This window comes from Streptomyces sp. RK9 (assembly GCF_045070545.1).
GTDB classification, from domain to species: Bacteria; Actinomycetota; Actinomycetes; order Streptomycetales; family Streptomycetaceae; genus Streptomyces; species Streptomyces alboflavus.
The window spans coordinates 63904-76446 of sequence record NZ_CP173705.1 but is presented as its reverse complement, the minus strand read 5'-3'; the positions used below and the strand labels follow the sequence as shown (position 1 = coordinate 76446).

At 70.5% G+C, this 12543-nt stretch carries 10 protein-coding genes and 2 tRNA genes; 8 read left to right on the top strand and 4 right to left on the bottom strand.

Annotated features, from left to right (window positions below; translation table 11 throughout):
• The first annotated feature begins 11 nt into the window (after positions 1 to 11).
• Positions 12 to 455, top strand: coding sequence for an HD domain-containing protein (locus AB6L24_RS37960; protein WP_405664504.1), 444 nt, complete (start codon positions 12 to 14; stop codon positions 453 to 455).
• A gap of 37 nt (positions 456 to 492) precedes the next feature.
• Here the strand turns inward: AB6L24_RS37960 and AB6L24_RS37955 are convergent, their stop codons facing one another.
• Positions 493 to 1797: an acyltransferase family protein gene (locus tag AB6L24_RS37955; RefSeq protein ID WP_405663742.1), complete on the bottom strand. Its 1305-nt coding sequence runs from the start codon at positions 1795 to 1797 to the stop codon at positions 493 to 495.
• A 779-nt stretch (positions 1798 to 2576) separates the two neighbouring features.
• Between AB6L24_RS37955 and AB6L24_RS37950 the strand changes: the two genes are divergently transcribed.
• Both AB6L24_RS37950 and AB6L24_RS37945 read left to right on the top strand, forming a co-directional pair.
• Positions 2577 to 2771, top strand: a complete 195-nt coding sequence (locus AB6L24_RS37950; RefSeq protein WP_030362531.1) for a hypothetical protein — start codon at positions 2577 to 2579, stop codon at positions 2769 to 2771.
• Positions 2772 to 2801: 30 nt separating this feature from the next.
• Complete coding sequence (locus tag AB6L24_RS37945; RefSeq protein WP_405663740.1) at positions 2802 to 4949, top strand: serine/threonine-protein kinase; 2148 nt, start codon at positions 2802 to 2804, stop codon at positions 4947 to 4949.
• Between the two features lie 77 nt (positions 4950 to 5026).
• Here AB6L24_RS37945 and AB6L24_RS37940 read toward each other — a convergent pair.
• A tRNA-Gly gene (locus AB6L24_RS37940) sits at positions 5027 to 5097 on the bottom strand.
• A gap of 149 nt (positions 5098 to 5246) precedes the next feature.
• Between AB6L24_RS37940 and AB6L24_RS37935 the strand changes: the two genes are divergently transcribed.
• The 5 genes from AB6L24_RS37935 (at position 5247) to clpX (ending at position 10700) form a co-directional block, all read left to right on the top strand.
• Positions 5247 to 5323, top strand: a tRNA-Pro gene (locus AB6L24_RS37935).
• Between the two features lie 185 nt (positions 5324 to 5508).
• Positions 5509 to 6906, top strand: a complete 1398-nt coding sequence (tig, locus tag AB6L24_RS37930) for a trigger factor (protein WP_405663737.1) — start codon at positions 5509 to 5511, stop codon at positions 6904 to 6906.
• Positions 6907 to 7827: 921 nt separating this feature from the next.
• Positions 7828 to 8433, top strand: a complete 606-nt coding sequence (locus AB6L24_RS37925; RefSeq protein ID WP_030362534.1) for an ATP-dependent Clp protease proteolytic subunit — start codon at positions 7828 to 7830, stop codon at positions 8431 to 8433.
• Between the two features lie 104 nt (positions 8434 to 8537).
• Positions 8538 to 9209, top strand: coding sequence for an ATP-dependent Clp protease proteolytic subunit (locus tag AB6L24_RS37920; RefSeq protein ID WP_030362535.1), 672 nt, complete (start codon positions 8538 to 8540; stop codon positions 9207 to 9209).
• Positions 9210 to 9413: 204 nt separating this feature from the next.
• The gene (gene clpX / locus AB6L24_RS37915) at positions 9414 to 10700 is read left to right on the top strand and encodes an ATP-dependent Clp protease ATP-binding subunit ClpX (protein WP_030362536.1); all 1287 of its coding nucleotides are present in this window, start codon (positions 9414 to 9416) and stop codon (positions 10698 to 10700) included.
• A 115-nt stretch (positions 10701 to 10815) separates the two neighbouring features.
• Here clpX and AB6L24_RS37910 read toward each other — a convergent pair whose 3' ends face one another.
• Both AB6L24_RS37910 and AB6L24_RS37905 read right to left on the bottom strand, forming a co-directional pair.
• Positions 10816 to 11496: a hypothetical protein gene (locus AB6L24_RS37910; RefSeq protein ID WP_405663734.1), complete on the bottom strand. Its 681-nt coding sequence runs from the start codon at positions 11494 to 11496 to the stop codon at positions 10816 to 10818.
• An 83-nt stretch (positions 11497 to 11579) separates the two neighbouring features.
• Positions 11580 to 12542: a hypothetical protein gene (locus AB6L24_RS37905; RefSeq protein WP_405663732.1), complete on the bottom strand. Its 963-nt coding sequence runs from the start codon at positions 12540 to 12542 to the stop codon at positions 11580 to 11582.
• Between the last annotated feature and the right edge of the window lies 1 nt (position 12543).

Below are 12543 nucleotides of genomic sequence, written 5' to 3'. Positions count from 1 at the left end.
GGGTCGTCGGCATGACGCTGATGACCCTGGCCGAGGTGGAGGCGGTGGCCCGGCGGGCGCACGCCGGGCAGACCGACAAGGCGGGGCGGCCCTACGCCGAGCACCTGGCGGCGGTTGCCGAGGGGACGCGGGCGCGGGGCGGCTCGCCGGCGCAGATCGCGGCGGCGTGGCTGCACGACGCGATCGAGGACGACGCGCTGACGCCGGACTGGCTGGACGCGGCCGCCCTGGCCCCGGCCACGAAGGCCATCGTGCGCGCCCTCACCAAGCGGCCCGGCGAGCCCCCGGAGGCGTACGCCGCCCGGATCCGCGCGACCCCCGGCGCCGTCCTGGTCAAGGAGGCCGACCTGGCCCACAACGCGGATCCGGGCCGTCTCGCCGTACTGGACGAGACGACCCGGACCCGCCTCACGGCGAAGTACGCGCACATGCGGGCGCTGCTGGCCCCGGCCTGACGGCCGAGGGGAGCGTCAGCGGGAGGAACCCCGCTCGTCAGCGGGAGGACCCCCGCTCGCGGGCCAGCGCGGCCGCGTCGCGTCGGAAGGCCCACTCCATCTTGGGCTCCATGGCGAAGCGGAACATCCGCTGCACCGGTGGCGTGCACAGGAGCGTCACCACGGCGCCCGCGATCACCGTCACGATCACCTCGCCGGCGGGCTGGTACAGCCACGGGTTGGCGTCGAACCAGTCCCAGAACCGGGATCCCTTGGCGAGGAAGCCGTGCAGCAGATAGCCGTACAACGTTCCCGCGCCGAGCACCGTGAACCACATCTTCCGGCGCGGCACCCAGGCGAAGAAGCACGCCGTGAGCAGCACCGAGCAGCCGAACAGGGCCAGCGTCATGACCACGCCGACCCACCACGGGACGCCGAGTTCCTGGGCGCTGTCGCGCCGGTAGAACCACACGGACGTCATCTTCGGGGCGGCCCAGTAGGCGAGCGCCACCGCGCACGCGAAGATCGGCACCGAAAGGAGGCGCACCTCGCGGCGGCGCACCAGCTGGAAGTGCTCGGGCTTGATGAAGAGGCCGAGCACGAAGAACGGCATGAACTGCAGGACCCGCTGGAGGTCGAGGTCGTCGCCGATGTCGGGCGAGACCACGGCGAGCACGGCGATGGCCAGGGCGAGCGGCACCGGCCAGCGCACGATCTTCCACAGCGGAGTGGTCAGCCGCCACACGAACAGAGCGATGAGGAACCAGGTCAGGTACCAGGGGTCGAGCAGGCTGATCGGCTGCGTCGGATCGTCGTCGGCCCACCGCTTGAAGAAGGTGTACGCGACCTCGAAGATCACGTACGGCACGGCGATGCCGGTCACGAGCCGCTTGAGCCGGTCGGGGCGCATGTCGAAGCTGCGCGAGAAGTAGCCGGAGATCAGGATGAACGCCGGCATGTGGAAGGTGTAGACGGTCATGTACAGCGCTTCGGCACTGCGGCTGTGATCCGTCAGGGGCTCCCACGCGTGGGCCATCGCGACCAGCACGATCGCGAGGTACTTGGCGTTGTCGAAGAACGCGTCGCGCTGCTTGGCGGGCTTGCCGGCGCCGTCGGCGGGGCGGGCGGTGGCGGGCACCGCGCGGGCGGGGGAGGGGTGGGGGGTTCGGTACGTGGGGGCCGTCGGGGCCGTGGGGGGAACGGTCGGGGCGGAGTGGCGGCCGGCCTGGCGGGGGGTGGCCGTGGCCGCGGCGGACTCAGGGGCGCGGGGGCCCGGCATTCCGGAGACCGGCTCCTGGCCGGCGGACTGCAGGGGAGGCAGCGGCGCCCGGTGCCGCCCGTGCGGCTGAGCGGAGTTCGTCACAGGCCCTCCCACCAGGAGCTCGGTGAGACGATCCGGGACCGCACTGCGCCTGCGGGGGTCATGGCAGCGTGGAACATCTGAGGCACCCTAGCGTCGCCCCGGTGTTCCCGTAAAACCCTCAACTCATTCATCCCGTTCATCGCTCCGTGTTCCTGCCGTTTTCCCGACGTGTCTTCTGTCTCGTTTCCGGCGCCACGCCCGCCGGTTGTTCATCGACACCGTTCATCACATCCATCGGAACGCCGCCCAGGCGTCATCGGACTTTTCCTTATCGGTGGCGCGGGTACCCGCGTTGCAGGATGGCTAACTGTCCGATAGGTCAGCATTCACACCGCTTAAATCGTGCATAACGCCCGCGGGCGACTCTGGTGAAATGTCCGGTTGATCGGTGCGTGGCGGGTTATGGCGCCTCGTGCGATGTGCTCTCGGCAACAATTCGAATTCCTGTGAACTGCTTGTGCGTACGCGGCCGGGCACGCGGTGCCGGAAGATGCCGCGCCGACGTCCCTGCGGTGACCGGCCATGGAAACGATCAAGTCGAAATTCGCCGTCCGGTGGACGCGTCGAATTCCCGTACGCATGGCCCTGGTTGGCGCCCGCCGCGAGTGTCCGGGGCCCTTCCGGCACCCGCGGAACACCCGCACCACTGGTCAAGGCTTGGCCGACGATGTGTCACCGGCCGCATGGCGAGGTGCTGTTGGTGGCACGATGGTTCTGGCGGGGGAGTGCGGGGTCGTACCCCCCGGGCGGGAGAGCGACCGACCTAGGGTGTGATCTGTGTGGCCATTTCGCTGTCAGTGGTGCTGCTGTTGGCGATCGTCCTTGTCATGATGGTGCGTCAGGGAAACATCAAGGTATGGCCCGCCATCGTCGCGGCGCTCTTCGGCTTCGTGCTCGCCTCCACGGGAATGGCCGACGACATCCAGGAACTCCTCGACTCGCTGGCCGAGACCATCGGGGACATACAGTTCTGACGGTGCGCGGCGGACGGGGGTCCTGATCGGATGGCGCTACGGGAAACCGATCCACCACGGATCGGCGGCTATCCGGTCGAGGACCGGCTCGGCTCCGGCGGAATGGGCGTCGTCTACCTCGCCCGCTCCGCCTCCGGCCGCCGTCTCGCGGTCAAGGTCGTGCACGGGCAGTACGCCGACGACCCCGAGTTCCGCGCCCGCTTCCGCCGCGAGGTGGCGGCCGCGCGTCAGGTCAGCGGCGCGTTCACGGCGCCCGTCGTGGACGCCGACGCCGACGCCGCGAGCCCCTGGATGGCCACGCTCTACATCCCCGGCGAGAACCTGGGCACCCACGTCCGCCGCGAGGGCCCGCTGCCCCCGGACCGCCTCCTGGAACTCGCCGCCGGTCTCACCGAGGCCCTCCGCGACATCCACCGCGTGGGCGTCGTCCACCGCGACCTGAAACCGGCCAACGTGATGCTGGCCGAGGACGGCCCCCGCGTCATCGACTTCGGCGTCTCCCGCGCCGCCGAGGCCCTCGCGGGCGACCCCCTCACCCAGACCGGCCGCGTCATGGGCACCCCGCCGTACATGTCCCCGGAACAACTCACGTCCCCCCGCGACGTGGGCCCCGCCTCCGACATCTTCTCCCTCGGCTCCGTCCTCACCTACGCGGCCACGGGCCGGGGGCCTTTCGACTCCCCCTCCCCCTACGAGACCGCGACCGGCGTCGTCGAATCCACCCCCGAACTCACCGACGTCCCCACCGAGTTGCGCCCCTTCGTCACCCAGTGCCTGGCCAAGCACCCGAAGGAACGCCCCACACCGGACGAGCTGTTGGCGTTGCTGCGGGGGGAACCGGTTCCGCGCCGACCGCAGACGCCGGACGCGGCCCTCGCGCCCCGGTCCCGCAAGCGCCGAAGACTCCTGTTCGCGGCGTCGGTGGGCGGTCTGTCGCTCGCGGTGCTCGGGGCCTGGACGGGCGTCCGCCTGCTCGACGGCGACACGCCGTCCAGCGACCTTCCGGCCGGGTGGCGGTCCTGGCAGGCCAGGGTCGAGCTGGCGCCGGAGAGCATGGCCTCCACGTCCTTCACGCGCTGCGTCGCCGCACGCGGAGGGCTGGTGTGCGCGGGTGACGACGTCCAGGCCGCGCGCTTCTCGCTGACCACCGGGAAGGTGGGGTGGAAGCAGCCCGTCAACGGCACGGAACCGGAAGGAATGTGGAGCGGCCTCGGCAACATCATCGGCACGTCGGCCGACCGCCGACAGGTGTACGTCTACCGGAGCCACGAGACCGAGAAGTCCGCGGACACCGTCGTCGCCCGGTACGAGATCCAGGCCCGCGACGTGCGCACCGGCAAGCTGCGGTGGAAGCACACCACCACGCACGGCGAGAGCGCCCTGGCCCCGGATCCGGCTCCCGACATCGGGGGCGCGGTGGCCACGAAGCACGGCATCCTCACGCTCACCGGCGCCGAGAACAGCGCCTACGCCCTCCTCGTCCCCGGCCGCGACAAGCCTGTCTGGCAGCGCAAGCTGCCCGCTGACCAGGGCTGCAACGTGCGCGCGTTCGGCGGGCGGGGCTACCTGGTCTGCGTGCCCCCGGGGCCGGACGGCGCCGCCGTCACGACCCGCGTCTCACCCGTCGATCCGCGCGACGGCAGGCCGCTGTGGACCGCCGAGGCCCGCGGCGAGCTGTACTTCGTCGGCCGGGCGGGCGACGGCCTCGTGTTCGTCCGCGAACCCCAGGGGAAGAAGCGGCAGCACCACTCCGTCGTCGTGGTCGAGCCGTCCTCCCGCCGTGCCCACACCGTGCGCCTGTCCCACCCCCAGGGCGCGGACACGCGCCTCCACCTCGCGGGCGGCACGCTCTACTTCGTCTCCGACAACGGCAGCGTCGGCGCCTTCGACCCGGGCACGGGCCGCAGGCTGTGGAGCCGCACGTCCTCCGTGGACTTCCCCGGCCCGCCCCTGGCCGCCGGCTCCCGCCTCTACATCGCCTCCCCGACCGGTCGGCTCGCGGCCCTGGACCGCTCCAGCGGCGAGGAGATCTGGGCCCGCTCCGGCCGCCGCCTGCCCCCGGGAGAGTTCGACCACGACCCCAAGGGGGGCGGGGCGCCCCTGACCCTCGTGGGCGACGCCCTCTACGTCCCCTACGGCGTCCGCTCCGTCTACAGCGTCGACGTACGAAACCCCTGACCGAAGCGCCCCGGCGCACGAAAAAGCCTCCGGCCCGGGCGCAGGGGCGAACCTGCACACCGGGCCGGAGGCCACAGAGCGGGCGACGGGAATCGAACCCGCGTAGCTAGTTTGGAAGACTAGGGCTCTACCATTGAGCTACGCCCGCACAGCTCGCGCAGCGACCCCTCGCAGGTCAGCGTGCGCGGCACGGACAGCATCGTAGCGGGTCGAGGCGGTGCGCCGCACACCCCCATTCACTCCCGTTCGCGCGGGCGCCGCACTGCCTGCGGGCATGTACCCTACGTGTCGCACCGACGGGGTGTGGCGCAGCTTGGTAGCGCGTCCGCTTTGGGAGCGGAAGGCCGTGGGTTCAAATCCCGCCACCCCGACCAGCTGGTTCCCCCGCATCCGGTGGCCTGTTACCCGGTGGGGACCGAACTCCGTACGGCCCCGGCGGTCCGCTGACCAAGATCGCATTGTGGGTCGGCTCCCGCGTGCCGTTACTATGCAAGCTGCGTGCCCGTGTGTCTCTCAACCGGGCAGAATCCAAGAAGTCAGCCCACAAGGAGACCGAACCGTGAAGAGCGCCGTGGAGACCCTGAACCCGACCCGGGTTCGGCTCACTGTCGAGGTGCCCTTCGAGGAGCTCAAGGACAGCCTCGACGCGGCGTACAAGAAGATCAACCAGCAGGTCACGGTGAAGGGCTTCCGCAAGGGCAAGATCCCGGCCCGCGTCATCGACCAGCGGTTCGGCCGCGGTGCGGTGCTCGAGGAGGCCGTCAACGACGCCCTCCCGAAGTTCTACACCGAGGCGGTCAACGAGGCCGAGCTCAACGTCCTGGGCCAGCCCGAGGTGGACATCACCGAGCTGAAGGACAACGAGACCCTCAACTTCACCGCTGAGGTCGACATCCGTCCGGCCATCGAGATCCCGGACTACTCCGGCATCGAGGTCGAGGTCGACGCCGTCGAGATCGCCGACGAGGACGTCGACAAGGCCGTCGAGGAGCTGCGCGAGCGCTTCGCCTCCACGTCCCCGGTCGAGCGTGCCGCCGAGGACGGCGACGTCGTGACGATCGACCTGGAGGCCAAGGTCGAGGGCGAGGTCCTGGAGGACGGCGTCGCGTCCGGCGTCTCCTACACGATCGGCTCCGGCGAGCTGCTCGAGGGCATCGACGAGGCCGTGAAGGGCCTGGAGGCCGGTGGCGAAGCCACCTTCACCTCCGAGCTCAAGGGCGGCTCGGCCGCCGGCAAGGAGTCCGAGGTCACCGTCAAGGTCACCCAGGTCGCCAAGCGCGAACTGCCGGAGCTGGACGACGACTTCGCGCAGCTGGCGTCGGAGTTCGACACCCTCGACGAGCTGAAGGCCGACAGCCGCAAGCGCCTGGAGACGGCCCGCCAGTTCGACCAGGCCACCCAGGCCCAGGAGCGCGTCCTGGAGAAGCTCCTGGAGATCGTCGAGGTCCCCGTCCCCGAGAAGCTGCTCGAGGACGAGATCCGCACCCGCAAGCACAACCTGGAGCACCACCAGCTCGGCCAGATGGGCCTCGACCTCGCGAAGTACCTGGAGATCCAGGGCAAGACCGAGGAAGAGTTCGACGCCGAGACCCGTGAGCAGGCGGTCAAGGGCATCAAGACGCAGTTCGTCCTCGACGAGCTCGTCAACAAGGAGAAGCTGAACGTGAACCAGGAGGAGCTCACCGAGCACCTCATGCGTCGCGCGCAGTCCTCCGGCATGAGCCCCGACCAGTTCGCCCAGGCCGTCGTCGAGGGTGGCCAGGTGCCGATGCTCGTCGGCGAGGTCGCCCGCGGCAAGGCGCTCGCGGTCGTGGTCGAGGCCGCGACGGTCAAGGACACCAACGGCGAGGTCGTCGACCTCGACGACGAGGACGAGGCTGCCGCCGAGTCCACCGAGGCCGCCGAAGCCCCGGCCGAGGCCGCCGCCGAGTCCACCGAGGACGAGCCCAAGGCCTGATCCCCGGGATCTCCTGTACGCCCCGAAGGCCCCCGCGACGCGTTCCGACGCGTTGCGGGGGCCTTCGGCGTACCCCCGGCTGCTTCCCCCGGTCCCCGCCGCTGCGCGGCGCGGACCGCCCCACCCACCCACCCACCCGAAACTGTCGAACCAGGGTGCCCCCCGGGCCCCCGGAACGTTGTGGGCTGCGGGGCTGCGGGGCTGCGGGGCTGCGGGGCTGCGGGGCTGCGGGGCTGCGGGGCTGCGGGGCTGCGGGGCTGCGGGGCTGCGGCGGGGGTGGGTCGGTGGTCACCCGAAATGGTGGGGGTGGGGGGCGGCTGTGCCGTGGGGTGGCGGGGTGGGGCATCGGGTGGCTGGAACTGGTGGGTGGGGAGGCCGCGGGGCAGGGGGAGTGGGGCGTTGTGGGGCGGGGGTGCGGTGTCCTCGGGTGGTGGCGGCCAGGGCCGGCCTGCGCGGGCAGGTGGCTGCCCCCTTGCCCCATCGCCCCATCGCCCCCCACGGCTGTGGGACCAGCCCCTTGCTCCCATGGCCCACCGTGGGGTGCCCCGGCGAGGGCGGGTCGCGCCGGCCCGGGGCGGCGGCCCGGGGCGGGCTGACCCTGCGGGCGGAGGCTTGTTTGTGCTGTCCTGGGTGATGCCTCTGGAGGGGGTCGGGGAGCCCTCGGGAGCGCCCCGGGGACGGCGGTCACGGGTGGGCGGGTGGGAGAACCCGCCGCGGAGCGGCGGGGCCGGCTGCCGCCCCCTCAAGGCGCCCCCGCCAGACCTTGCGCTGCCAGCGAACAGTTCAGGAACCGGGATGGCGTTGTCCCACCTGCGCGTTAGGGTCCATGAATACGGGGGCAGTGGAGCCCTTGCCCCCGGGACGAAGATGCGAGACGGCCGGAGCCGTCAGAGACGAGCAGGTGGATACGTGACGAATCTGATGCCTTACGCAGCCGGTGAGCCGTCCATCGGTGGTGGCCTCGGCGACCATGTGTACAACCGACTGCTCGGCGAGCGCATCGTCTTCCTCGGCCAGCAGGTCGACGACGACATCGCGAACAAGATCACGGCGCAGATGCTCCTCCTCGCGGCCGACCCGTCGAAGGACATCTACCTCTACATCAACAGCCCCGGCGGCTCGGTGACCGCCGGCATGGCGATCTACGACACCATGCAGTACATCCCGAACGACGTGGTGACCATCGGCATGGGCATGGCCGCCTCCATGGGCCAGTTCCTGCTCACCGGCGGCACCGCCGGCAAGCGCTTCGCCCTGCCGCACACGGACATCCTGATGCACCAGGGCTCCGCCGGCATCGGCGGCACCGCATCGGACGTCAAGATCCAGGCCGAGTACCTGCTGCGCACCAAGCAGCGCATGGCCGAGATCACCGCCCGCCACTCCGGCCAGACGGTCGAGGCGATCATCCGCGACGGTGACCGCGACCGCTGGTTCACCACCGAGGAGGCCAAGGAGTACGGCCTCATCGACGAGATCATCAGCGCCGCTTCGGGTGTTCCGGGCGGCGGCGGCACGGGGGCCTGACCAGGCACCCCCGGGCCCCCGGCAGCGGCCACCGCGAAGCGGCGGCCGCCGGGAGCGGCCCCAGCCGACCAAGCCCACGCTCACACCAGGACGGAACGCCTCAGATGAACACCTTCCCCGTCAGCGGCCAGGCCTCGGGCCTGCACACCGGCCCGCAGGTGGACAACCGCTATGTGATCCCGCGCTTCGTCGAGCGCACCTCGCAGGGCGTGCGCGAGTACGACCCGTACGCGAAGCTCTTCGAAGAGCGCGTGATCTTCCTCGGCGTCCAGATCGACGACGCCTCCGCCAACGACGTCATGGCGCAGCTCCTGTGCCTGGAGTCGATGGACCCCGACCGGGACATCTCGGTCTACATCAACAGCCCGGGCGGCTCCTTCACGGCGCTCACCGCGATCTACGACACGATGCAGTTCGTGAAGCCCGACATCCAGACGGTCTGCATGGGCCAGGCGTCCTCCGCGGCCGCCGTGCTCCTCGCCGCGGGCACGCCGGGCAAGCGCATGGCCCTGCCGAACGCCCGTGTGCTGATCCACCAGCCGTCCGGCGGCACCGGCCGTGAGCAGCTCTCCGACCTGGAGATCGCGGCCAACGAGATCCTCCGGATGCGTACGCAGCTCGAGGAGATGCTGGCCAAGCACTCCACGACGCCGATCGAGAAGATCCGCGACGACATCGAGCGCGACAAGATCCTCACCGCCGAGGACGCGCTGGCGTACGGCCTGATCGACCAGATCATCTCCACCCGGAAGATGAACAACTCCTCGGTTCTCTGAAGTCTCGTCCGAGCCCCGGGCGAGCCACCTGCCGGCCTCGCCCGGGGCGTCGCAGCACCATCCGCCCACCCCTCGACGCGGCCCATGCGGAAGCGAACCGCGCCAAGGGGGGCCCGAACGGGGGGCCAGGCAAGGTACCGTCGGATACAAGGCACCAGGAGCCGCTGGACCAACGGCGTCTCCCAGGCGAAGGGGAAGCACACCGTGGCACGCATCGGTGACGGCGGCGATCTGCTCAAGTGCTCGTTCTGCGGAAAGAGTCAGAAGCAGGTCAAGAAGCTCATCGCAGGCCCCGGCGTGTACATCTGCGATGAGTGCATCGATCTCTGTAACGAGATCATCGAGGAAGAACTCGCCGAGACGAGCGAGGTCCGCTGGGAGGAACTGCCCAAGCCCCGCGAGATCTACGAGTTCCTCGAGGGGTACGTGGTCGGTCAGGAGCCCGCCAAGAAGGCGCTCTCCGTCGCCGTCTACAACCACTACAAGCGCGTCCAGGCCGGGGAGAACGGCGGCGCTCAGGGCCGCGAGGACGCCATCGAGCTCGCGAAGTCCAACATCCTGCTGCTCGGCCCCACCGGCTCCGGCAAGACCCTGCTCGCGCAGACGCTCGCCCGCATGCTGAACGTCCCCTTCGCCATCGCGGACGCGACGGCGCTCACGGAGGCGGGCTATGTCGGCGAGGACGTCGAGAACATCCTCCTGAAGCTCATCCAGGCCGCCGACTACGACGTCAAGAAGGCCGAGACGGGCATCATCTACATCGACGAGATCGACAAGGTCGCCCGGAAGAGCGAAAACCCGTCGATCACGCGCGACGTATCGGGTGAGGGCGTCCAGCAGGCCCTGTTGAAGATCCTGGAGGGCACGACGGCCTCCGTCCCGCCGCAGGGCGGCCGCAAGCACCCGCACCAGGAGTTCATCCAGATCGACACGACGAACGTGCTGTTCATCGTGGGCGGTGCGTTCGCGGGCCTGGAGAAGATCATCGAGTCGCGGGCGGGTGCCAAGGGCATCGGCTTCGGCGCGACCATCCGCTCCAAGCGGGAGCTGGAGGAGAAGGACCAGTTCGAGGACATCATGCCGGAGGACCTGGTGAAGTTCGGGATGATCCCCGAGTTCATCGGCCGGCTGCCCGTCATCACCTCGGTCCACAACCTCGACCGCGAGGCGCTCCTCCAGATCCTGGTCGAGCCGCGCAACGCCCTCGTCAAGCAGTACCAGCGCCTCTTCGAACTCGACGGCGTGGAGCTGGACTTCGAGCGCGCGGCCCTGGAGGCCATCGCCGACCAGGCGATCCTGCGCCAGACCGGCGCGCGCGGCCTGCGCGCCATCATGGAGGAAGTCCTCCAGTCGGTGATGTACGAGGTGCCGTCCCGCAAGGACGTGGCCCGCGTCGTCATCACGGCGGACGTCGTCCACTCGAACGTGAACCCGACGCTGGTGCCGCGCGACGTGCGGGGCTCCGGGGCGGGCGAGCAGAAGTCCGCGTAACGCTCGCGCTGTTCGTACGCGGAGGGGGCGTCCGGTGAGTTCGGCTCACCGGACGCCCCCTCTTTTTTCGGATGGGCACCGTGCGCCCCGTGTGCGTATCCGCAGACTCCGTCCTCTACTTGACGGCCACGCGGACCTCGGCGCGCAGCCTGGCCGTGGTGGCGGCCGCCTCATCGAGGGACACGTCCTTGCCCGCCTTGGTGGCGCGGGTGTCCATCGGCATGACGACGGCGGCGGTGCTGCGGTCGGCCCAGGCGCACACGGGAGCACGGAGCACCCGCCGCTCCTCGGGTGCGGCGGCGGAGCTCCCCTCCGTCCGCGTCTCCTGACACTTCACGACCACGCCGTCCGCGCTGAAGTCCTCGGGCCGGCCCACCATCGTGCTCTTCTCGCCGCCCTTGCCCGGCTTCCTCGCCTTGGCCGCGAGGTCCGCGAACAGCGCGTCGACGGTCTTCCCCGGCGCGGCGACCGTCCCGTACGCACCGGTGAACTGGATCAGCCCCGCACTGAGCGCCTTGGCCCCCCTGCCGGATCCGTACACCGCCTGAACCGTCTTCGCACCGCGCACCCCGAAGCCGGCGGGGTGCTCCATGGCGGCCGAGGTGATGCCCTCCACCTGCTCGTACTTCCCCAACACCGCCTGCGGCGCGATCAACTTGTACGGCCCGCCGGCCGCGCCGACACTCCCGCGCCCACCCGAGTCGTCGCCGTCACCGAAGCCGACGTACGCGCCGACTCCGAGCAGAGCGACGACGCCGATCCCGGCGACGGCGGCCACGGCCTTCCTGCTGCCCACTTCCGATCCTCCCCCTGAGGCATGCGAAGGGCCCGGCCGCAGCGACCGGGCCCTTGCTGGTGTCCGTACGGACGGATGACGGATCAGAGCTTGACGCGCGTGTCCTTGCGGAGCTTCGCGGTCTTCTCCGCGGCGTCCTCCAGGTCGGCGCTCTTGCCCGCCATGGCGTTGGCCACGTCCACGGTCACGGTGAAGCCGATGGTGCTCTTGTCGCCCCAGATGCAGACGGCCGCGGACACCTCCTTGGGTGCCGAGGCGTCGGACGACCCGCTGGTGTCGGCCTTCATCTCCTGGCACTTCATGATCGCGCCGTCGAGGTCGGACGGGTTGTACGACTTCGGGTCGCCGACGACCTTCGCCTTGGTCGTGCCGCTGCCCTGTTCCTTCTTGGCGTTGGCGAACATCTTGTCCACGACGCTCTCCGGGTCGTCGATCTCGCCGTACACGCCGCCGAAGTTCATGGACTTGAGCGCCAGCGGGTTGTTCGTGTCCCCGGACTGGTAGTCCGCCCCGACGTCCTTGGCGTCCTTCACCCCGGCCTTCTCGGCCTTGTCGGTGTTGATGCCGCCGAAGCCGCCGCCGGAGCCGGCCTTCTTCTTGAACGCACCGTCGATGACGGTCTCGGGCGTGGTCAGCTTGTGCGGGCCGTCGTCCTTGACCGTGCCGGAGCTGCTGTCGCTGCCGCCGAGGACGAAGTAGGCGCCGACGCCGATGGCGGCGACGACCGCGACCGCGCCGATGATCATGCCCGTCTTCTTGCCGCCGCCACCGCCGGGCGGGGGCGGGACCTGGCCGTAGGGGGCCTGCGGCTGCTGCCCGTACGGGCCCGGCTGCTGCGGCTGGCCGTACGGCTGCTGCGGCGGGACGCCCTGCGGGGCCTGCTGGGGGTAGCCGTAGCCGGGCTGCTGGGGCTGCTGCTGCGGATAGCCGTAACCGGGGCCCTGGGGGCCCGGCTGCTGGCCGTAGGGGCCTGGCTGCTGCGGCTGGCCGCCGCCGTAGGGGCCGGGCTGCTGTCCGCCGTACGGACCCGGCTGGTTGTGGCTCATG